This is a genomic window from Mesorhizobium sp. P160219 (genome assembly GCF_057786095.1).
In genome coordinates this window covers 5,955,803-5,976,213 of sequence record NZ_JBYNWG010000001.1, presented here as the reverse complement: position 1 = coordinate 5,976,213, position 20,411 = coordinate 5,955,803, and the positions used below count along the sequence as shown (strand labels likewise).

Genomic DNA, 20,411 nt, shown 5'->3' with positions numbered 1-20,411 from the left:
TGGTTGAGCCCAAGGTTTCGTTTAATAGCGATGGGTCTTGCACGCGCCGCCGTTCCCACGGGGACGGCCAAGTCGCATGCAAACGGCCATAGACCCGGTGCCAAGGGCAGTCAAGCGAAGCGGCATGCCGGCTCCTCCACTTGACGAAGCCGTGATCGGCCGCCGTCAGCGCGCGAGCCGCGAGAGCCTCGGCGTCTCAGGTGTTGAACTTGAACAGCAGGACATCGCCATCCTGGACCACATATTCCTTGCCTTCGTCGCGCGCCTTGCCGGCTTCCTTGGCCGCCACTTCGCCGCCTAGCGTGATGTAGTCGTTGTAGGCGATGGTCTGGGCGCGGATGAAGCCGCGCTCGAAATCGGTGTGGATGACGCCGGCCGCCTGCGGGGCCTTGTCGCCCTTGTGGATCGTCCAGGCGCGCGTCTCCTTCGGCCCGGCGGTGAAATAGGTGATGAGATGCAACAGATCGTAGCCGGCGCGGATGACCTTGTTGAGGCCAGGCTCGTCGAGGCCGAGCGAGGACAGGAACTCCATCTCTTCCTCGTCGGAGAGCTGGGCGACTTCGGCCTCGATCGCGGCCGAGATCACCACGGTGCCGGCGCCTTGCGCGGTCGCCATCTTTTCCACGGCTTTGGTGTGCTCGTTGCCGGTGGCGGCGTCGGCTTCGGCGACGTTGCATACATAGAGCACGGGGTGCGAGGTCAAGAGGTTCAGTCCCTGCAGGATGCGCAGGTCTTCCGCTGAAATGCCGTTGAGCAGGATGCGGGTCGGCTTGCCGGCCTGGAGGAGCTCGAGTGCTGCCTCCATCATCGGCAGCACGGTGGTTGCTTCCTTGTCCTTGCTGCCGGCGCGCTTGCGGATCTGCACGATGCGGCGCTCGAGGCTGTCGAGGTCGGCGAGCATCAGCTCGGTCTCGACCGTATCGGCGTCGGCGACAGGGTCGATTTTGCCCTCGACATGGGTGATGTCGTCATCCTCGAAACAGCGCAGCACATGCACGATGGCGTCGACCTCACGGATGTTGGCGAGGAACTGGTTGCCCAGCCCTTCGCCCTTGGAGGCGCCGCGCACCAGGCCGGCGATGTCGACGAAGGAGATGCGGGTCGGGATGATCTCCTTAGACTTGGCGATTGCGGCGATCTTCTGCAGCCGCGGATCAGGCACCGCCACCTCGCCGGTGTTCGGTTCGATGGTGCAGAACGGATAGTTGGCGGCCTGCGCCGCCGCCGTCCTGGTCAACGCGTTGAAAAGCGTCGACTTGCCGACGTTGGGCAAGCCAACGATGCCGCATTTGAAACCCATGTGTCCGGTCCTATCGGGAAACTAGAAATTTGATGAGGGCTATGGGCGATAGGAGTGAGCAACGTCAAGCCCCGCGGTCCCGATCCTGTCGACGCTCAGTCCTTCTTGCCGAACAGTTTCTTCAGCATGGCGGCCATCGGGCCGCTTTCCGGCAGCTTGGCCGGCGCCTGCTGTGGCCGTGCCTGGCGGATGTGGCTTTGAGCTTTCGGGCCCTCAGCCTTCGGCGCCTTTGGCGGCGGCCGGTCGTCGTCGCCGGTTGGCGTTAGTTTGTCGCGCAAGGCCAGCGTCACCCGGTTCATGAAAGAACTGTCGTCGCCCTTGGCCAGCAGCCCGGCATCGTCGGCGATGGTGTCGAGCAGCACGTCCAGCCATTCGCGGTCGGCCTTGGCGAAATCGCCGAGCACATGGGACTGCACCATTTCCCGGACGCCGGGATGGCCGACGCCGATGCGCACGCGGCGAAAGTTCTTGCCGACATGCTGGTCGAGCGAACGGATGCCGTTGTGTCCGCTGGCGCCACCGCCGACCTTAACCCGCAATTTGCCGGCCGGCAGGTCGATCTCGTCGTAAAAGACGGTCAGCGCCTCGGGGCCGAGCTTGTAGAAGCGCAGGGCTTCGCCGACCGGCTGTCCCGACAGGTTCATGAAGGTCTGCGGCTTGATCAGAAGAATCTTTTCGCCGGCAATCGTGCCTTCGGCGATCAGGCCCTGGAACTTCTTCGACCAGGGCGAAAACGAATGGCGGCGGGCAATTGCGTCCGCCGCCATGAAGCCGACATTGTGCCGGTTATCAGCGTATTTCGCGCCCGGATTGCCGAGGCCTGCAAAGACAAGCATCGTGAACTCCGGGCCCGAAAATTACTTCTCTTCGGCAGCAGGAGCCGCCGCTTCGGGGGCTGCCGCTTCCGCCGTCTCTTCCGTCTCCGGCTTCATCGCCGAGGAGCCGGCAATGGTCGCGATGGTGAAATCGCGATCGGAGATCACCGGCTTGACGCCGGCCGGCAAGCTAACCGCCGAGATGTGGATCGAATCGCCAATGTCGGCGCCGGTGAGATCGACGGTGATGAATTCCGGGATCGCATTGGCCGGGCAGTGGAACTCGACTTCGTGACGCACGATGTTGAGCACGCCGCCGCGTTTGATGCCGGGCGACTTGTCTTCATTGATGAAGTGGACGGGCACGTCGACGTTGACCTCGGTGTCCTTGCCGATGCGCAGGAAGTCGACATGGACCGGGAAATCCTTGACCGGGTCGAGCTGGAAATCCTTGGGCAGAACCTGGATTTTCTTGCCGTCGACATCGATCGTGGCGATCGTGGTCAAAAACCCGCCGCCATGGATTTTGTAGAAGACGTCCTTGTAGTTCAGCGCAATCGCCAGGGGAGGCTGTCTGTCGCCGTAGATAACTGCAGGCACTTTACCGTTGCGGCGAACTGCACGGGCGGACCCCTTACCGACCTGTTCGCGCGCTTCGGCCTTGAGCTCGTAAGTATCGTGGCTCATGGCATTTCCTTTCGCGTTTTATGGAGCGTTTGCGGTGGCAGTGTGCCTGGACCGTAAACGTCGAAAGCCGCCAGGCCTGGATGTCCGAATGCCAGAAACCGCATACGCGGAGCTTTGTTCGGGATCACAAGGGAAGGCAGCCTTCCGCCGCGTTGCCTCCAAGGGTGTCTACGCGGGTGGCGGCTCTATAGCGGAAGGCGGGCAGGCGTGCAAGCCATGGCGGGCAAGGGCGGCCGATGCCTGCGTTGGGCGCGCCGCATTGCGCTCAGGCCGGCAGGTCGGTGGGCGGATTTGATCCGTTTCCCTTGGCGCCACCCAGCGTGGACAGAGCGCTCAGCAGTTTCGTCCGGTCCTTGCCGATCATGAGCACGCCGCTGTCGGGCGCCAGCAGCGCCGAGAACGGAAGCATGGCAGCGCCGATCGAGGAGGCCTCAGGGCCGAATTGCCCCGACACGATCTCCGGCGCCACGATGCCGATTGCGCTGGCCTGGTTGAACTGGGTCTGCACCCTTGCCAGCAGTTCGAGATGGATCGGCCTGGGCAGGATCGAGTCGAGAACGATGGCCTCGATGTCGATGATGGAGGTGATGGCGATGATCGCCTCGACCAGCGCGCTCGCACAATCGTCGATCCATTCGAACAGCGGCACGCGCGCTTCGGCTGGCAACGGATCGAGTTCCCGCACACGATTGATCACCACGCCGCGCGACCTCAGGTGATTGACCAGCACATAGATCGAGGCGCGATGCAGCAGGCTCTGGTAGCGCGCAGGCTTCGCCGCCACCGAATCGAGGCTTGAGGGCGAGACCGGCAAGGGTCCGAGGGCAGCGCTGTTGCCATGCGGCCCGGTATGGACCCTGCCGCCTTGCACCAGGCCGCCGCCGACAAAAGTGTCGATCGAGATGTGCATGAAATCGCGAAAGCGGGCGCCGGCGCCCTGGACAAGTTCGGCCAGCGCCGCCGACGTGGCGTCGTTTTCCACGAACACCGGCGTCTTCGCCGGCGTGGCAAAGCATGTCGTCAGGTCGATCGCCTCCCAGCGGCTGCCGAGATCGTCGGGAAAGCCGAGTTCCTCGCTCCAGCCGCCGAGGAAATAGGGTGAGGCAATGCCGACGCCGACGATGCTGGCATCGCCAAGCCCATCCACCAGCTTTTCGAAGGTGGCCAGCGCCATGTTGCCGGCCTTCAGCACCAAATCAGGATCGGGGAAGCGGTATTCGTGCGACTCTCTTGCGCGGATTTCACCGGCGAAGTCGACCAGAACGGCTTCAAGCGCACGCCGGCCGATCTTGATGCCGACGCTGTAGATGCGCTCCGGCGTCAGCCGGTAAAGCGTGGAGGGCGAACCGCGCTGCCCGAACCTTTTTCCCACTTGCTTTACGAATCCGGAAGATTCCAGGCCGTCGACGATGGCAGCGACGGCCGCCGGCGTCAGGCTTGCCGCGCGCGCCAGATCGGACTTGGAGGCTTCTTTGAGGCGACGGATGGCGTCGAGCACGAAACGCTCATTATAGTGCCGAACTTTGACAGAATTGCTGCCTTTCCCTGACAAAACCCGCACACTCCCCAAATGTCCCGTTCCCGGCGCGAAGCCCGCAAACCACCTGCGGCCGAGCGCACCCTGCGGTGCCTATGTTGGCGGCGACAGTGCGCGTCGGAACCATGGAAGTCAATTTTGCCGTTGCGCCTTTGCGCTATTTAATATAGCAAATTGAAAAAATAACTAGTCAGGGAGGAGACGTGCTGCACTCGAGCACACAAAGCGAAGCCGACGCTGCGGTGGTGCGGGCTGTTCCTGTTGCCCTGGTTCAGGCGACGAAGGCTTTCGGCGGCACGATTGCGCTCAAGGACGCCTCCTTCGAATTGCGCTCCGGCGAGGTGCTGGCGCTGCTTGGCGAAAACGGCGCCGGCAAGAGCACCTGCGTGAAGCTTCTGGCCGGTGTGCATTCTCCCACCAGCGGTCATGTCGAGGTTGACGGCAAATCAGCCGTCTTCCATTCGCCGCATGACGCGCAGGCGGCCGGCATTGCGGTCATGCACCAGCATCCTGGCCTGTTTCCCGATCTGTCGGTGGCGGAGAACATCTATCTCGGCCACATGCCGCGCGACCGCTTTGGCGGCATCGACAATGCCGCCATGCTGGCCGGCGCCCGCAAGGTGCTGGCGACCGTCGGCCTCGACGTGCCGGCGGCAACGCGGCTGGGAACCCTGCGTACCTCAGAACAGCAACTGGTCGAAATAGCCCGGGCGCTATCGCTGGATGCGCGCGTGCTGATCATGGACGAACCGACGGCGGCGCTGTCGCAGCGCGAGGTCGAGCGGCTGTTTTCCGTCGTTGCCGATCTCAGGCTGCACGGCGTGGCGATGATGTTCGTCGGCCACCGTATGGACGAGATCTTCCGCATCGCCGACCGCATCGCGGTGCTGCGCGACGGGCGCCTGATCGGCGTCAAGCCGAAGGCCGAGCTTGGCCGTGCTGCCGCCATCAGCATGATGGTCGGGCGTGAAGTCACCGACCTCTATCCCGAACGGCGCCATGCCTCAGGCGCGCTGGTGCTGGAGGGGAAGGGACTTTCGCGCGCCGGCGGCTTTACCGGTATCGACCTCAAGCTTCACGCCGGCGAGGTGCTGGGGCTTGGCGGCCTGGTCGGCAGCGGACGCACCGAGATTGCGCGCGTGCTGTTCGGTATCGACCGGCCCGACGCCGGCGAAATCCTGATCGACGGCAAGCCCGTGCAGTTCGCCTCGGCGCGCGACGCCATGGATGCGCGCATCGCCTATGTGTCGGAAGATCGCATGGGCCAGAGCCTGGTGATGGATTTCTCCATCCTCGACAATGCGGTGCTACCTGTTCTCGACAAGGCCGCACAACGCGGTCTCTACGGCACCGACCGCGCCATCGGTCTGGTGGCGGACTGGCTGAAGCGCATGAAGCTGCGCTTTTCCGGCTACGGGCAGCCGGTGAAAGAGTTATCCGGCGGCAACCAGCAGAAGGTGGTGCTGGCCAAATGGCTGCGCACCGAGCCGCGCGTGCTCATCCTCGACGAGCCGACGCAAGGCATCGATGTCGGTACCAAGGCGGAAGTGCATGCAATGATCGCTGACCTTGCCGCGCAAGGCATGGCGATCCTGCTGATCTCGTCAGAGATGCCCGAGCTGATCGGCATGTGCGACCGCATTATCGTGCTGCGCGAAGGCCGCCAGACTGCTGAGTTTTCGCGCGGGCAAGCCACGCAGGAAAAGGTACTGGAAGCGGCGACCAGGACCGATGAACGTGCCGGCCAGGCAGCGCAGATAGAACGCGCCGCCGAGGAGGAAAAGGCAAAAGGACCGTTCGATTTTCTGAAGCGGCGGGAATTCGGCCTGCTTGCGGCGATGCTCGCCGTCGCCATTCCGGTCACCATCATCAACCCGCGCATGGTGAGCGCGGCGAACCTCACCGCTGTGTCGATGGACGCGGCCTTGCTGATTGTCGCCGCACTGGCGCAGATGCTGGTGCTGATCACCCGCAACATCGACCTGTCGATCGCAGCTGTGATCGGCCTCTCCGCCTATATGGCGGCCAGCATGGTTCAGGCCTATCCCGGATTGGACATCGGCATCGGCCTGATCACCGCCTGCGCGGTCGGCGGCTTTGCCGGACTGCTCAACGGCCTTGTCGTTACCAGGGGAAAGATCCCGGCCATCGTCGTTACGCTGGCTTCGATGTCGATCTTCCGCGGTTTCAACTCGATCTGGGCGGCGGGCGACCAGGTCAGCGCCGACGAAGTCACGCAAGCCTGGCTCGACATGACCGGGCTGAAGATCGCAGGCGTGCCGCTGATCGTCATCATCGCTATTGTCATCCTGTGCGCCGGCTATGTGCTGCTCTATCGCACCGCAACCGGGCGCGAGCTGTTTGCCACCGGTTCCAACCCGGACGGCGCAAGGCTGATCGGCATTCCGGTCGACCGGCGCATCCTGCTGGCCTTCGGCATGGCCGGCCTGCTAGGCGGCCTGTGCGGCGCCCTGTGGGCTTCGCGCTACGCCACCATCGATGCCCGCGTCGCGCTCGGCTTCGAACTCACGGTGATCGCCTCTGCGGTGGTCGGCGGCGTCGCCATCCGCGGCGGCTCGGGCACGCTGCTCGGCATCATCCTTGGCGCGCTCACGCTCTTGGTCATCAAGAACGGGCTGACGCTGGTGCGCGTCGATCCGCTCTGGCTGCAGGGCGTCTATGGCCTGGTGATCCTGGTTGCCATCGGCATCGACACCTTCATCGTGCGGCGCGCCGAACAGGCGAGACAGGCGAGGGCGAGATGAGAAAGTTTATCCGCTCGATCGACTTCTGGGATCTGCTGCTGGCGACCGCCTGCCTCGCCGTCTTTATCTATGCGGCGGTCTTCGTGCCGAATTTCGTCTCCGGCTTCAACCTCTCGCAATTGGCCGCAAGCGCCTCGGAAAAGGCGTTGCTGATCCTGCCGATGACGCTGCTCATCATCACCCGCGAGATCGACCTGTCGATCGCCTCGGTGCTGGCGCTGACATCCGTGGTGTTTGGCCTGCTCGTCCAGGGCGGCGTGCCGACGCTGGCGGCCATTCCGCTGACGCTGGTCTTCGGCGGCCTGCTCGGCGCCTTCAATGGCTATCTGGTTTCAGGGCTGGGGCTGCAGTCGCTGGTGGTGACGCTCGGCACCATGGCGCTCTATCGGGGCATTGGCTACATCCTGCTCGGCACCGGTTCGGTCAACATATTGCCGCCGGCGGTCGTCGATTTCGGCATCAGCAATCTGCCGGGCACACAAATCCCGTGGACCATCGTGCCGTTCCTGCTGCTGGCGCCGATCTTCGCGGTGGTGCTGCAGAAGACGCCGACCGGCAAGCGCATCTATGCGCTCGGCGGCAGCCCCGAAGTGGCGCGTTATTCCGGCATCGATACGCGCAAAATGGTGCTGAAGCTGTTCGTCGTTTCGGGCATGGTCGCAGCCATCGCCGGCATCGTCTATACCGCGCGCCTCTCCAACGCCCGCGCCAACAATGCGCTCGGCATGGAGCTCGATGTCATCACCATCGTGCTGCTCGGCGGCGTCAGCGTCTTCGGTGGTAAGGGGCGGCTCACGGGGGTCATGCTGGCGCTGCTGTTGATCGCCATCATCCGAAATGTGCTGGCGCTCAACCAGATCGGCGGCGACGCTCAAGGCATGATCATCGGCCTGCTTCTGATCGGCTCGCTGCTGGTCGGCAATTACTGGCGCTCCCTGGAGGAGCGGCTGTCAAGATCGCGCGTCCTGCGCGAAACCAAGGGGTGATCTCGGGCCCCTTTCTTCAAGCCCGAATTCTGACGGAGGAGACACAATGAAAGCGTTTAGAATAGCCCTGCTCGCATCCGCGGTTCTGCTTGCGCCGGCCTCGCTGGCCTACAGCCAGGAATGCGCCAAGGAACCGGTGACCGTCGGCTTCCTGCCCAAGCTCGACACCGATCCCTACTTCAAGGTGGCTTTCGGCGGCGCCGAGGAGGCTGCGAAGGAAATTGGCGGCACCGCCACCCAGGTTGCCCCGTCGCAAGCGACGGCCGAGGCACAGATCGAATTCATCAACAGCCTTGTGTCGCAGAAGGTCGGGGTCATCGCTATCGCCGGCAACGACGCCAATGCGGTTGCGCCTGCGCTGAAGCGCGCCGTTCAGCAAGGCGTCCGGGTGATCTCGTACGATTCCGACGTCGCGGCCGATGCGCGCGCGGTGTTCGTGAACCAGGTGAAGGGCGACAGTCTGGCCGAAATGATGCTGGAAAGCGCATTCAACCTCAGCGGCGGCGAAGGCGAGTTCGCCATCCTGTCGTCGACGCCGACGGCGACCAACCAGAACGCCTGGATCGACTTCATGAAGGCGAAGATGGCGGCAGAGCCGAAATACGCCAAGATGAAACTGGTGCAGGTCGCCTATGGCGAGGAGAGCGAGCAGGTCAACCAGCAGCAGGCCTTGGCGCTGGTGCAGGCGTTTCCGGATCTCAAGGTGATCATCGTGCCGGCAGGCATTGGCCTTCCGGCGGCCGCGCGCGCACTCGAGGAAGCCGGCATGATCGGCAAGGTCAAGCTGACCGGCCTTGCGCCGGCCACTTTGATTTCGAAATACATCAAGGATGGCTCTGCCCAGGATATCTGGTGGAATGTCACCGATCTCGGCTACCTGACCTATCAGGCGGCCCAGGCGCTGGCGCAGTGCAAGATCACCGGCAAGGAAGGTGAGAAGTTCACGGCGGGCAGGCTCGGCGAATACACGATCGGGGCCAGCGGCGAACTGATCCTTGGCCCGGCCAAGATCGTGACGCCGGAAAACCTGGCCGAGTTTAAGTTCTAAGCCTCCCAAGGCCCGGCGGGCGCCGGTTCAAGCCGGCGCCCGCTCGTTCAATTGTCAGTCGAAAAGCGTGAGGGCGACGATGAAACTCTTGCTGGCAGGCGAGACCTTCGCGGCGACGACCTCGGTCGCCGCCGGCGGCGATGTGCTGACGAGTGCGACGTGGGTAAACGGCGCGACGGCCTTCAATGCCGCACTTGCCGCAGAGGGCATAGCGGTGACGCAGATCGGTGGCGATCGCTGCGCGGCCGAATTTCCGTATGACCTCGACGCGCTGGCCGAATACCAGGCGGTGGTGATCTCCGATGTCGGCGCGCTGACCTTGCTGGTCACGCCGGAGGCCCGCGCCGGGCGCATCGGCGTCAACCGCCTCGACGTCCTCAAGGCCTATGTCGAAGGCGGTGGCGGGCTGATGCTGGCCGGCGGCTATATGGGGTTCCAGGGCATGTTCGGCACGGCGCGTTTCCACGACACCCCGGTCGAGGACATCCTGCCCGTGCGCTGCCTGCCATTCTCGGACGGGCTGGAAGTGCCGCAAGGCCTGCAGCCGTCGATCCTTCAGGCGTCGCATCCAATCCTTGCCGGTGTCGCGGGCCCGTTGCCGCCGATCCTCGGCATGAACAAACTCGATTTCAGGCGCGATGGCTCGTCCCAGCTGCTGGCGACCTGCCATTATCGTGGCACGGACTGGCCGCTGCTTGCTGCTCGCAGCGTTGGCCACGGCCGCACTGTCGCCTGGGCGACGGATATCGGCCCGCACTGGCTGTCGCAGGACTTTCTCGGCTGGCCGCTCTACGGCAAGCTGATGGGCAACGTCGTGCGCTGGCTGGCCGGCAAGGATTAAGCCTGGCGTGTTTGTAGGGCAGCTAGTCCGGCTTGCTGCTCAACGCTTCGCGCAGCGCCTGGATCCGCCGATTCAAGGCATCGAGATCAGCCATCGTCATGCCCGAGCGTTCGATTAGGGTTTCGTTGAGGCAGTTGCACTGGACGAGCAGCGCGCGGCCGGCAGGCGTCAGGTCGACCTGCACTTGGCGCTCGTCCGTCTGGCTGCGCTGGCGGGTGACGAGACCGGCCTGTTCCATGCGCTTCACCAGCGGCGTGATGGTGCTCGATTCCAAAGCGAGCCTGTGCGCAATCGAGCCGACCGACATCCCGCCGGCTTCGGCAAGTGCGTTCAGCACGAGATATTGCGGATAGGTGATGCCCATCTCGTCCAGCATGGGCTTGTAGGTGCGATTGATTGCCATGCTGGTGGCGTAAAGCGTGAAGCAGAGCTGGTTGTCCAACGGGAGAGGCACGAGGCATTCCTTTGCCGACTGAGCACATCAATATGTACCACGAAAAATGATATCGCGATACATATTTTCTGTAGACAAGGATTTGGACCTGCGCTAGTCGTATGGTTATCGCGATATTGATTATCGCGGAAGCAATCAATGGAGAGCGAGATGACCAAGCCCGGCAGCAGCACGATCACCACCAAGGACGGCACCGAAATTTTCTACAAGGATTGGGGAACGGGACAACCCATCGTCTTCCATCACGGCTGGCCGCTGAGCAGCGACGACTGGGACGCCCAGATGCTGTTCTTCCTGTCCAAGGGCTATCGCGTCATTGCCCATGACCGGCGCGGCCATGGCCGCTCCACCCAGACCGATACCGGCAACGAGATGGACACCTACGCCGCTGATGTCGCGGAGCTTGCGGCGCATCTCGACCTCAAGGACGCGATCCATGTCGGCCATTCCACCGGTGGCGGCGAAGTGGCCCGCTATGTCGCGAAGTACGGTTCCGGTGGCCGTGTCGCCAAGGCCGCACTGCTCGGCGCGGTGCCGCCGATCATGCTGAAGACGGCGGCCAATCCGGGTGGCCTGCCGATCGAGGTGTTCGATGGTTTCCGCTCCGCCCAGGCAGCCAACCGCGCCCAGTTTTTCCACGATATTGCGGCCGGCCCGTTCTACGGCTTCAACCGCCCCGGCGCCCAGGTATCGCAGGCTGTCGTCGAGAATTGGTGGCGCCAGGGCATGATGGGCGGCACCAAGGCGCATTATGATTGCATCAAGGCGTTCTCGGAAACCGACTTCACCGACGATCTGAAGGCCATCGACGTGCCGGTGCTGGTCATGCATGGCGACGACGACCAGATCGTTCCGATCACCGACTCCGCGCTGCTGGCTGTCAAGCTCCTCAAAAAGGGCGAGCTCAAGGTCTACAAGGGTTTTCCGCACGGCATGGCGACCACCCACGCCGATGTGATCAACGCCGACCTGCTGGCGTTCTTCAAGGCGTAGAATCGTTCAGTTGAATAGACATCGTCCAGTTGGATAGGCAAGGCACCCGCCGCCGGGCGGGTGCATTTGCTTTCGTCGAATGTCAGCGGGACAGTGCCTATTTATCGAGAAAACCAGTGATCAGTTTGACGGTGTCGTCGGGGTTTTCCTCCATGATCCAGTGTCCGGAAGCGGGCACGATGCCGTCCGTGACATCGGTCGCAACAAGCCGCAGGAGATCGGCCTGCGTAGTGCCAGCGGATTTTTCACCGCCGACAGCCAGTACCGGCATGGTCAGTTTGCCGCCGGCGGCAAGCATCGCCTGGTTGTCGATCGCGTCCTGGTCAAACGCCTTGAACTGCTCGAAGGCGTCATGCATCGCATGCGGGCGGGCATAGAGTTTGGCGTAGTGCCTGCGCGTCGCCTCGTCGATCTTCTTGGGGTCAGCCGACAACTCGTTGTAGAAGCGGTCGAGATAGATGCGCTCGCGCCCCGCGACCAGCCGCTCCATATCAGGGCCGCGGAAGTTGAAGTGCCAAAGCAGCGGGCTTTGCTTGATCTTTTCCCAGTCGCCTATGCCGGGCAGCGGCGCGTCGATGATAACCCATTTGGTGATGCGCTTGGGATACTGAGCGGCGAGCGCATAGCCGACCATGTTGCCGATGTCGTGGGTGACGAGATCTGCCTTGTCGATCTTCAGGGCATCCAACACGCCGGCGATGTCGACGGCCTGGTTCTTCTTGGCGTAGCCCGCTTCCGGGTGGGCCGACAGACCCATGCCGCGCAGGTCCGGCACGATGACGGTGTGGTCCTTTGCGAGGGCGATGGCCGCGGCGCCCCACATGTCTCCGGTATCGGCAAAGCCGTGCAGCAGCACGACGGCGGGACCCTTGCCGCCAACGCGCACATAGAGTTTGGTGCCGTTGGTTTCGACGGACTGCGTCTTGAAACCCGGCGGAAAGGGAACGATGCGTGCCGTCGCCGGCAAGGTAACAAGAAGCACACCCAATACGGCCAATACGATCTTGCGCATGTCATCCCCCAGAGACGTCGAACGCCCCAAGCCTTCGTTGATGACTATCTCTAGCAGGCTTTTCAACCAGCGCATGGTGAAAGAATTACAGAGGGCGCAGCAATGCCGCGCCCTGCGTCAAATCCGCAAAATCGACCGGTTTTATCTGGCCGCCGCTTGCGCCTTCCTGGCTTCCTTCATGTTGGGCAGGAACACCGTCAGCAGGCCGAGCAGCGGCAGATACGAGCAGATCTGGAAGACGAAATCGATGCCCTTCATGTCGGCGACGACGCCGAGCACGGCGGCTGCAATGCCGCCCATGCCGAAGGCGAAGCCGAAGAAGATCCCGGCGATGGTGCCGACACGTCCCGGCACCAACTCCTGCGCAAACACGACGATGTTGGAGAAGGCCGAGGACAGGATCAGGCCGATCAGCACCGTCAGCACCATCGTCCATTCGAAATTGGCGTACGGCAGCGCCAGCGTGAACGGCAGCACGCCGACGATCGAGAACCAGATCATCGCCTTCTGGCCGTAGCGGTCGCCGAACGGTCCGCCGAGCAGGATGCCCAGCGCCGAGGCGCCGAGGAACAGGAACAGCATGACCTGGCTCATCTGCACCGACACGCCGAACTTATGGATGGAATAGAAGGTGTAGTAGCTGGAGAGCGAGGCGATGTAGGCGTTCTTGGTTAGCACCAGCAGCGTCAGCACCGCCAGCGCTCCCATCACCTTCTTGCGCGGGAAGGGGGAGACGAAGCTTGCCGCCTTGCGATTGCCCTGCGCGGCGCGCATCCGGCTGTACCAGCCGCCGACCCGCGACAAAACGATGATGCCGATCAGAGACCCGACGGCGAACCATGAAATGCTGGTCTGGCCGAAGGGCACAACGATGAAGGCAGCGAGCAGCGGCCCCATCGACTGGCCGAAATTGCCGCCGACCTGGAACAAAGATTGCGCCAGGCCAAAGCGGCCGCCGGAGGCAAAGCGGGCAATGCGCGAGGATTCCGGATGGAAGATCGCCGAGCCGATGCCGATCAGCGAGGCGCCGACCAGAAGCAGCGCATAGTGGCCGGCATAGGCCAGAACGATCAGGCCAAGCAGCGAGGACGCCATGCCGTAGGGCAGCGAATAGGGCATTGGCCGCTTGTCGGTGATCATGCCGATGACCGGCTGCAGCAGCGACGCCGTGACCTGGAAGGTGAAGGTCAAAAGACCGATCTGCCAGAAATCGAGACCGTAATTCTCTTTCAGTAGCGGATAGATCGCCGGCAGCAGCGATTGCATGATGTCGTTGATGCCGTGGCAAAAGCTCACCGCCAGAATGACGGTGAAGGCGGTCGCCTGGGCTGAAGGGAGGCTGGCGCTTGGCTGCGGTGCAATGCTGGTGGCTGTCGTATCGGGCAAGGCAGGCTCCGAGGTCTTTTTGGCGGGTGTTTGCCCGCGGGCAGGCTTGGCGGCCGCTCCCGCGGACCGCCTTAAGGACGCTCGTCTGAAGCGCTTGGGCGACGCCCCTGCGGAGCGCCTTGGGGATGGCTGCCTTATAAGCCGCTTGCGAGGCGACTTCTTTCGTGGTTTGGTCCAATAGTTTCGCAAGTGGGCCATAGCCGATGCCACATGGCAGGGACATCTTCCGCGCCGGCAATGCCGATCTCGGCCGATTGCACGAAAGCCGCTGGCAGTGGCTGGAGGAGGTTTCCGGGCCGGCGGTGGCTTTGCCGACCGAATATCCGGACGGTTACCTCGTGCCGCAACACCGCCACAGCCGCAGCCAGCTGCTGCATGCGCTGGTCGGTGTCGTGCTGGTGACGACCAGGTACGGGCGCTGGATGGTGCCGCCCGACCACGCAATGTGGATACCGGCCGGCACCGAGCATTCTGTCGAAATGCTGGGCGACGTCTCGATGCGCTCGGTCTATGTCATGCCGGGCGCTATCCCCGGCCTGCCGGAAGGCTTGCGTGTCGTCGGCGTCACCGAGCTGATGCACAGCCTGATCGTAGAATTGGAAAAGCTGCCGCAAGGCGGCGAACTGGAAGGCCGCGGCGGGCTGATCATGAACCTGTTGCTGCACGAGATCCCGACCTTGCCGGAACGGCCGCTCGGGCTGCCGTTCCCGTCCGACCCGAAGCTGGCGGCGCTCTGCCGACGCTTTGTCGCGGCACCTTCGCCGCACGCCACGATCGACGAGTGGGCGGATGCCGCAGGCATGAGCCGCCGTTCGTTCACCCGCGCCTTCCAGCGCCAGACCGGACTGTCCTTGTCGACTTGGCGCCAGCAGGCCTGCCTGTTTGCGGCCCTGCCCAGGCTCGCCGATGGCGAGCCGATCACCAGGGTGGCGCTCGACCTCGGTTATGACAGCGTGCCGGCATTCATAACCATGTTCAAGCGCATGCTCGGCGCCTCGCCGCGCGGCTATATGCGCGGCGCCCGCGACGAAGGCATGCGGCGGGCTCAGCCTCGGCTTGAGCCCCCGGCGCCGTAGCGCCAGGAAAAGCCCGCCGCACTTTGTCGTAGGCCCTAGTCCAGCTGAACGCCGCTGGCCTTGACGATCGGTTCCCATTTGGCGAGTTCGGCCTTCACATGCGCTCCAAGCTCTTCCGGGGTGGAGGCCACGATCGAGGCGCTGAACTGGGCCATGCGGGCGATCACATCAGGGTCTTTCAGGGCTTCAACTGCCGCCTTCTGAAGAACGGCGACGACCTCCGGCGGCGTGCCTGCGGGCGCGAACAGAGCGTTCCAGCTGTAGGTTTCATAGCCGGGAATGGTTTCGGCAATGGCCGGTATGTCGGGGAAGGAGGGAACGCGCTCCTTGGTGGTGACGCCAAGCGCTCTCAGCGTCCCGCTCTTGATATGGCCCGATGAAGAGGGGAGGTTGTCGAACATCATCGGCACCTGATTGCCGATAACGTCGTTCAAGGCCGGTCCGGCGCCCTTGTAGGGAATGTGCTGCATACTGACGCCGGCCATCGTCTTGAAAAGCTCGCCGGAGAGATGGAGCGGGGTGCCATTGCCTGATGAGGCGTAGGCATATTTGTCCGGGTCCTTCTTCAGCATCTCGATCAGTTCCTTGACGTCCTTGGCAGGGAATTCAGGGTTCACGACCATGACGTTTGGCACCAGCACGAGCAACGATATCGGCGCAAAATCCTTCTCCGCGTCGTAGGGCTTTGTCTTCAGGATCAGCGGGTTGAGCGCGTGGGTTGCGACCGTGCCCATCAGGATCGTGTAGCCGTCCGGTTCGGCTCGGGCGACCTGGGCAGCGCCGATGCTGCCCCCGGCGCCGCCGACATTTTCGACGACAATCTGCTGGCCCAGCTTTTCGGACATCTTGTTGGCGACCAGGCGCGCGACCAGATCCGTCGAGCCACCGGCGGAAAAGGGGACAACCATGGTGATGGTCCGGTCCGGAAAATCGGCGGCCCAGGCCGCTGGTGCTGAAAGGGTGGCTGCGATGGAAACCGCGAGCCCGAGCAAAGTCCTACGCCGCATCTGCTACTCCTCCGTTGATTGGAGGGGCAGTATGGCCATGGTGAACTCCTCGCACAATGCAACCATGGACTGACTGCCCGCCTCAGGAGATCGGGCTTGACACCGATGCTTCGGTTGGCGTGCGCGAGAACGCCTCACCCCTCAGTTCAATCAGCCTTGGTCCAGCTGAAAACAAGCCATTTGTATCGTGACGTCTCTTCAGGCTCGGCCGTGTAGGTCATCTGCATGTCGCCGCCCTCGGCGTAGATGTCGAGCCTGGGCGCCGTGTCCAGTTCGAGCCACAGGGAATCGTTCTTGAACGACCATGTCCCGCACCAGACGCAAGGCCCCGATGCCGGGTCACCCGGTTGGTGAAAATTGTAGCGGCCGTCCGCCGTGATCTCCAGATAGTCGAAGGCGCCATAAAAGGCGGTCACAGTCTGCTGAAATTCGGTCGCAGACGCTTCCTGGTCGGGCTTCGCCGGCTCTTTCAGATCACGCGGTGGCCGGATTGCGGACCCTGCGATGCTCCATTTGCCGATGAAATCCTTTTCGGTGGGAAGATATTCCGTTTGCGCCTGCGCGGTCGAAACCGGAGCGATTGTCGGCGCATAGGCCGCGCTGGCGATGCCGATTGCGAGAAGCATTCCTGCGATGCCTGCAGCCTTGATTCGATTGCGCATCAGCTGGCTCCTTTCACGACGGTTTGGGGCAGATTCCAAAAAGGAGATTACCCCCGAGCCAGGCCCGTGGGCACGCTTTTGGGCAACATGGATTAATCGAACAGGCTCGACACGGACTCTTCGGTCGCTGTGCGCGAAATCGCCTCGCCCATCAGGTCGGCGATGGAGATGACGCGGATATTCGGGGCGTCGAGCACGCCTTGCGTCGGCTGGATGGAATCGGTGATCACCAGTTCCTGCAGCTTCGAGCCGCTGATCCGGGCGACCGCACCGCCCGACAGCACGCCGTGGGTGATATAGGCGGTGACGCTGGTAGCGCCGTTGGCGAGCAGCGCATCGGCGGCGTTGCACAGCGTGCCGCCGGAATCGACGATGTCGTCGATCAGCAGGCAATCCTTGCCGGCGACCGCGCCGATGATGTTCATCACTTCGGATTCACCGGGACGTTCGCGGCGCTTGTCGACGATGGCCAGTTGTGCGTCGAAGCGTTTGGCGAGCGCGCGGGCGCGCACCACGCCGCCAATATCGGGCGAGACGACGACGACATTGGCAAGCTGTTTGTATTTTGCCTTCACGTCGCGGGCCATCACCGGCACCGAGAACAGATTGTCGGTCGGAATGTCGAAAAAACCCTGGATCTGGCCGGCATGGAGGTCGAGCGTCAAAACGCGGTCGACGCCAGCGCGGGTGATCATGTTGGCGACCAGCTTGGCCGAGATCGGTGTGCGGCCCGAGGCCCGGCGATCCTGCCTGGCGTAACCGAAATAGGGGATGACCGCGGTGATGCGCTTGGCCGAGGAGCGCATGAAGGCATCGATCATGATGAGCAGTTCCATCAGATGATCGTTGGTCGGGAACGAGGTCGACTGCAGGATGAAGACATCCTCGCCGCGCACGTTTTCCTGGATTTCGACGAAGATTTCCTGATCGGCGAAGCGTCTGACGCTGGCCTTGCCCAGCGGGACATTGAGATAGCGGGCGACCGCTTCGGCCAGCACCCGGTTGGAATTGCCCGCGAAAAGCTTCATGCACCGTTCCTGGCGAAGGATGGGGAGGTCCTCTTAATCGGGCTTGTAGCGAGCCGTGCCGGTATTGCAAGCCTCGTTGACGGGAATCCGCCGGCTAATCTCAAAAACGTCAACAGTGAACGGAAGCCGGTAACAGGCGGATCAGCCGGAGCTGCCGCCGAGCCAGGCCGCGAACTGGTCGATCGTCTGGTCGGCGATCGCCTGCATGGTAGCGGGTGCAACCGCGGGCCAGCCTTCGGCGGCATTGACCGAGGGCGCCTTCTGCTGGCCATTGATGCGGTGTAGCCGGTTGCCAGCGGGGTCATAGACGTCCCAGACATAGATAACGGTGGTATCCTTGCCTTCCGTCATGGTCGAGAAGTAGCCCTTCAGCACATGGGTGGCGGCCTGGTCGGCGCTGCCGGCAAGGGTGATGCCGCGCTGCTTGGCGCGTGTCTGCAGTTCGGCCGTCAGCGGCGTTGCCGCTTCCACCGAGGCGCCGACGATCGGCGCGATCTGCAGCCGGGTCTTCGACGAAGCGGCGGCGCTCTGCGCGGGGTTGGCGGGTGTCGTGGCGCCGACGGCCGGCGCTGGTGTGGCGGCGGGCGCAATGCCCGGGGCAGCCAAGGGCTGAGCCGAGGCTGCCGGCGGCGTGATGGCGGACGGCTCAAGGACGTCCTTGGCGTTGGTGCAAGCGGCTAGCACAAGCGCTGCGAGCAATGACACGGTCGTCACATGCGATCGTCTCATCTGCCCGAAAACTCCTTAGTCGTGAACGCCCCCGCGTGGACCAACCATTATGGATTCACTGTACGATCAAGTCGAGATCATGGCGTGAAAGCGGCTTCGGCTGGGATTCGGTGGTCAGGTAGGTGCGGCCAAGCGTCATCGCCGTCTCGGTTTCGGAGTCCATGATGATCATGTGCGCGAACAATGTCATGTTGGGCGCGATCGGCTCGGGATTGCCCTGGTAGAACATCGGCATGTCCATCCAGGACGGGGTGAAGCGGGCGCCGACGGAATAGCCGCAGGCATTCAACCGATGCTTGGTCAGGCTGTGCGCCTCCAGCGTGCGGGCATGCGCGTCGAAGACGTCGCCGAAGGTGTTGCCGGGCGTCATCGCCTTCTCGACCGCCAGAAGAGCCGCGCGGGCGGCGTCGAACAGCTCCTGATGACGCTTCGACGCCTTGCCGGTCAGCACGGTGCGCATCATCGGCGCGTGATAGTGATGGAACACGCCGGCCCATTCGAGCGTCAGCTGATCGTTCTTGGTCAGCTTGCGGCGCCCGGCCTTGTAGCGGCAGAGCAGCGCGTCGATGCCCGAGCCGATGATGAATTCATTGGCCGGATAGTCGCCGCCGCCGGCAAACACCGCGCCCTGCATGGCGGCAAGGATCAGCGCTTCGTCGCCGCCCTGCTTGATCAGCGGCAGGGCCGCTTCGAGCGCGTCGTCGGAAAGGTTGGCGGCCTTTTCGGCCTTGGCGATTTCAGCCGGGCTCTTGAACAGGCGCAGACGGCCGACAATACCGGAGGCGTCGGCGATCTGGCCGAAGGTCTGCAGCTGCTCGTCGACGCGGCGGCCATTGAAGGCGGTCAGGCCATGGGTGTCGTATTCGACGCCGATGCGAGCGCCGAGGAGATTGAGGTCGTTGAGCAGGTTGCGCAGGTCGACCGCCGGGTTGGCGCCGTCGCGGTCGGTCCACAGCACGATGTTGTCGATGATCGATGTGTGGCGCGCCTGGCGCAAATCGGCCGAGCGGGTGAGCAGCACCATAGAGCCGTCAGCCTTCATAACCAGGCACTGGAAGAAACAGAAGCCGAACGTGTCGTAGCCGGTTAGCCAGTACATGCTCTCCTGGGCGAAAAGCAGTACAGCATCGAGCTTCTTTTCCGTCATCTCGATCATCAACCGGTCACGCCGGGCGTCAAATTCCGACCGTTCGAAATGCAGCGCCATTATCCGTTCTCCAAAACAATTGCCGAAACCTGCCGACCGTAGTCCGGTTCCTTGCGATGCGTCGCGCGCCGGTAGGAAAAGAAGAGATCCTCCTCAGCATAGGTGCAGCGGCCAAGCCCCTGCGCGGTCACGCCAGCCTTCTTCAGCCGGTCGACCGTATAGAGGTTGAGATCGAACATTGCATGCGCCGGATTGGCCGAAGGCGCGAAATAGCCGATGTTTTCGGCATCGGCTTCGACGAAACGGGCGACGAATTCCGGCCCGACCTCGTAATTGTCGGGGCCGATCGAAGGACCGAGAACCGCAATGATGCGCTCACGGCGGGCGCCAAGGCTTTCCATCGCGGCAATGGTGTTTTCAAGCACGCCGGTAAAAGCGCCCTTCCAGCCGGCATGCGCTGCGCCAATGATGCGCGCTTGAGCATCGGCGAACAGCACGGGGCCGCAATCGGCCGTCGAGGCGCCGATGGCGATGCCCGGCCGGTCGGTGACGATGGCGTCGGCCTTGGGCCGCGGGCCGGGAAAGGGTTCCCTGGCAATAACGACATCGGGCGAGTGGACCTGATGCGCGGTCAGGAGATGGCTGGCCGGCACACCCATCCAGGCAGCGACGCGGCGGCGGTTCTCGGCGACCAGCATCTGATCGTCATCCGAGCCGGTGCCGATGTTAAGTCCCTGATAGATGCCGCCGGAGACGCCGCCGATACGGGTGAAATAGCCATGGCGGATACCTCGCGGCTTGGCCGCTTCCAGCAGCGGCGAGCGAACAGGATCCGGTTTGGTCTGATTCAGCATGGATGGGTTTGTTGTCCGCGCCGGCGTTTTCGTCAAGGCGAAGTTCGGCCGAGTGATTGCGACAGTGCTGCCGCGTTGACTTTG

The 20,411-nt window shown here is 63.2% G+C and carries 19 protein-coding genes; 6 read left to right on the top strand and 13 right to left on the bottom strand.

Features of this window, described 5'->3' with window-relative positions; all coding sequences use genetic code 11:
* Positions 1-196 precede the first annotated feature (196 nt).
* The 4 genes from ychF to AC3EMP_RS28910 form a co-directional block, all read right to left on the bottom strand.
* The gene (gene ychF, locus AC3EMP_RS28925; protein WP_023701570.1) at positions 197-1,300 is read right to left on the bottom strand and encodes a redox-regulated ATPase YchF; all 1,104 of its coding nucleotides are present in this window, start codon (positions 1,298-1,300) and stop codon (positions 197-199) included.
* Positions 1,301-1,395: 95 nt separating this feature from the next.
* Positions 1,396-2,136: an aminoacyl-tRNA hydrolase gene (gene pth, locus AC3EMP_RS28920; RefSeq protein ID WP_352712006.1), complete on the bottom strand. Its 741-nt coding sequence runs from the start codon at positions 2,134-2,136 to the stop codon at positions 1,396-1,398.
* Between the two features lie 21 nt (positions 2,137-2,157).
* Positions 2,158-2,802, bottom strand: a complete 645-nt coding sequence (locus AC3EMP_RS28915; protein ID WP_352712008.1) for a 50S ribosomal protein L25/general stress protein Ctc — start codon at positions 2,800-2,802, stop codon at positions 2,158-2,160.
* A 265-nt stretch (positions 2,803-3,067) separates the two neighbouring features.
* Positions 3,068-4,300: an ROK family transcriptional regulator gene (locus AC3EMP_RS28910; RefSeq protein ID WP_023701572.1), complete on the bottom strand. Its 1,233-nt coding sequence runs from the start codon at positions 4,298-4,300 to the stop codon at positions 3,068-3,070.
* Positions 4,301-4,542: 242 nt separating this feature from the next.
* Between AC3EMP_RS28910 and AC3EMP_RS28905 the strand changes: the two genes are divergently transcribed.
* From AC3EMP_RS28905 to AC3EMP_RS28890, 4 genes are all read left to right on the top strand, one after another.
* The gene (locus AC3EMP_RS28905; RefSeq protein ID WP_352712010.1) at positions 4,543-7,104 is read left to right on the top strand and encodes an ATP-binding cassette domain-containing protein; all 2,562 of its coding nucleotides are present in this window, start codon (positions 4,543-4,545) and stop codon (positions 7,102-7,104) included.
* The gene (locus AC3EMP_RS28900; RefSeq protein WP_023670040.1) at positions 7,101-8,090 is read left to right on the top strand and encodes an ABC transporter permease; all 990 of its coding nucleotides are present in this window, start codon (positions 7,101-7,103) and stop codon (positions 8,088-8,090) included. Before AC3EMP_RS28905 ends, AC3EMP_RS28900 begins: the two co-directional genes overlap by 4 nt.
* 46 nt (positions 8,091-8,136) lie before the next feature.
* A complete protein-coding gene (locus tag AC3EMP_RS28895; RefSeq protein ID WP_031203833.1) occupies positions 8,137-9,138 on the top strand; it encodes a rhamnose ABC transporter substrate-binding protein in 1,002 nt (333 codons plus the stop codon).
* Positions 9,139-9,217: 79 nt separating this feature from the next.
* A complete protein-coding gene (locus tag AC3EMP_RS28890) occupies positions 9,218-9,979 on the top strand; it encodes a glutamine amidotransferase (protein ID WP_023670042.1) in 762 nt (253 codons plus the stop codon).
* 22 nt (positions 9,980-10,001) lie between these two features.
* On the opposite strand, the gene AC3EMP_RS28885 is transcribed toward AC3EMP_RS28890, so the two are convergent.
* Positions 10,002-10,433, bottom strand: coding sequence for a MarR family winged helix-turn-helix transcriptional regulator (locus AC3EMP_RS28885; RefSeq protein WP_023670043.1), 432 nt, complete (start codon positions 10,431-10,433; stop codon positions 10,002-10,004).
* Between the two features lie 150 nt (positions 10,434-10,583).
* On the opposite strand from AC3EMP_RS28885, the gene AC3EMP_RS28880 reads away from it, so the two are divergent.
* Entirely contained in the window at positions 10,584-11,426 is an 843-nt protein-coding gene (locus AC3EMP_RS28880; protein ID WP_155923213.1) for an alpha/beta fold hydrolase, read from the top strand.
* 97 nt (positions 11,427-11,523) lie between these two features.
* Here the strand turns inward: AC3EMP_RS28880 and AC3EMP_RS28875 are convergent, their stop codons facing one another.
* Positions 11,524-12,438 carry an alpha/beta fold hydrolase gene (locus AC3EMP_RS28875; RefSeq protein WP_352843011.1) on the bottom strand — a complete coding sequence of 305 codons (915 nt, stop codon included), beginning with the start codon at positions 12,436-12,438 and terminating at the stop codon, positions 11,524-11,526.
* A 141-nt stretch (positions 12,439-12,579) separates the two neighbouring features.
* Positions 12,580-13,824, bottom strand: coding sequence for an MFS transporter (locus AC3EMP_RS28870; RefSeq protein ID WP_352712013.1), 1,245 nt, complete (start codon positions 13,822-13,824; stop codon positions 12,580-12,582).
* Between the two features lie 203 nt (positions 13,825-14,027).
* Here AC3EMP_RS28870 and AC3EMP_RS28865 point away from each other — a divergent pair, with 203 nt between their 5' ends.
* Positions 14,028-14,900 (top strand): AraC family transcriptional regulator, encoded by an 873-nt coding sequence (locus AC3EMP_RS28865; protein WP_488494703.1) that lies wholly within the window; start codon positions 14,028-14,030, stop codon positions 14,898-14,900.
* A gap of 35 nt (positions 14,901-14,935) precedes the next feature.
* Here AC3EMP_RS28865 and AC3EMP_RS28860 read toward each other — a convergent pair whose 3' ends face one another.
* The 6 genes from AC3EMP_RS28860 to pgeF all read right to left on the bottom strand — a co-directional run bounded on the left by AC3EMP_RS28860 (position 14,936) and on the right by pgeF (position 20,327).
* Positions 14,936-15,907 (bottom strand): Bug family tripartite tricarboxylate transporter substrate binding protein, encoded by a 972-nt coding sequence (locus AC3EMP_RS28860; RefSeq protein ID WP_352712015.1) that lies wholly within the window; start codon positions 15,905-15,907, stop codon positions 14,936-14,938.
* Positions 15,908-16,053: 146 nt separating this feature from the next.
* Complete coding sequence (locus AC3EMP_RS28855) at positions 16,054-16,569, bottom strand: hypothetical protein (RefSeq protein WP_023686120.1); 516 nt, start codon at positions 16,567-16,569, stop codon at positions 16,054-16,056.
* A gap of 92 nt (positions 16,570-16,661) precedes the next feature.
* Positions 16,662-17,597, bottom strand: coding sequence for a ribose-phosphate pyrophosphokinase (locus tag AC3EMP_RS28850; RefSeq protein ID WP_023686119.1), 936 nt, complete (start codon positions 17,595-17,597; stop codon positions 16,662-16,664).
* Positions 17,598-17,738: 141 nt separating this feature from the next.
* Positions 17,739-18,326, bottom strand: coding sequence for a hypothetical protein (locus AC3EMP_RS28845; protein WP_352712017.1), 588 nt, complete (start codon positions 18,324-18,326; stop codon positions 17,739-17,741).
* A gap of 55 nt (positions 18,327-18,381) precedes the next feature.
* Positions 18,382-19,533, bottom strand: coding sequence for a M24 family metallopeptidase (locus tag AC3EMP_RS28840; protein WP_023695794.1), 1,152 nt, complete (start codon positions 19,531-19,533; stop codon positions 18,382-18,384).
* Positions 19,533-20,327: a peptidoglycan editing factor PgeF gene (gene pgeF / locus AC3EMP_RS28835; RefSeq protein ID WP_023695793.1), complete on the bottom strand. Its 795-nt coding sequence runs from the start codon at positions 20,325-20,327 to the stop codon at positions 19,533-19,535. The genes AC3EMP_RS28840 and pgeF overlap by 1 nt, the downstream gene beginning before the upstream one ends.
* Positions 20,328-20,411 lie beyond the last annotated feature (84 nt).

Bases quoted from the DNA above. Each gene is read 5' to 3' on its own strand.
- pth (WP_352712006.1), bottom strand. From the start codon at position 2,136: ATGCTTGTCTTTGCAGGCCTCGGCAATCCGGGCGCGAAATACGCTGAT.
- AC3EMP_RS28895 (WP_031203833.1), top strand. From the start codon at position 8,137: ATGAAAGCGTTTAGAATAGCCCTGCTCGCATCCGCGGTTCTGCTTGCG.
- AC3EMP_RS28840 (WP_023695794.1), bottom strand. From the start codon at position 19,533: ATGGCGCTGCATTTCGAACGGTCGGAATTTGACGCCCGGCGTGACCGG.
- AC3EMP_RS28915 (WP_352712008.1), bottom strand. From the start codon at position 2,802: ATGAGCCACGATACTTACGAGCTCAAGGCCGAAGCGCGCGAACAGGTC.
- AC3EMP_RS28875 (WP_352843011.1), bottom strand. From the start codon at position 12,438: ATGCGCAAGATCGTATTGGCCGTATTGGGTGTGCTTCTTGTTACCTTG.
- ychF (WP_023701570.1), bottom strand. From the start codon at position 1,300: ATGGGTTTCAAATGCGGCATCGTTGGCTTGCCCAACGTCGGCAAGTCG.
- AC3EMP_RS28900 (WP_023670040.1), top strand. From the start codon at position 7,101: ATGAGAAAGTTTATCCGCTCGATCGACTTCTGGGATCTGCTGCTGGCG.
- AC3EMP_RS28845 (WP_352712017.1), bottom strand. From the start codon at position 18,326: ATGAGACGATCGCATGTGACGACCGTGTCATTGCTCGCAGCGCTTGTG.
- AC3EMP_RS28890 (WP_023670042.1), top strand. From the start codon at position 9,218: ATGAAACTCTTGCTGGCAGGCGAGACCTTCGCGGCGACGACCTCGGTC.
- pgeF (WP_023695793.1), bottom strand. From the start codon at position 20,327: ATGCTGAATCAGACCAAACCGGATCCTGTTCGCTCGCCGCTGCTGGAA.
- AC3EMP_RS28860 (WP_352712015.1), bottom strand. From the start codon at position 15,907: ATGCGGCGTAGGACTTTGCTCGGGCTCGCGGTTTCCATCGCAGCCACC.
- AC3EMP_RS28855 (WP_023686120.1), bottom strand. From the start codon at position 16,569: ATGCGCAATCGAATCAAGGCTGCAGGCATCGCAGGAATGCTTCTCGCA.
- AC3EMP_RS28850 (WP_023686119.1), bottom strand. From the start codon at position 17,597: ATGAAGCTTTTCGCGGGCAATTCCAACCGGGTGCTGGCCGAAGCGGTC.
- AC3EMP_RS28880 (WP_155923213.1), top strand. From the start codon at position 10,584: ATGACCAAGCCCGGCAGCAGCACGATCACCACCAAGGACGGCACCGAA.
- AC3EMP_RS28865 (WP_488494703.1), top strand. From the start codon at position 14,028: ATGCCACATGGCAGGGACATCTTCCGCGCCGGCAATGCCGATCTCGGC.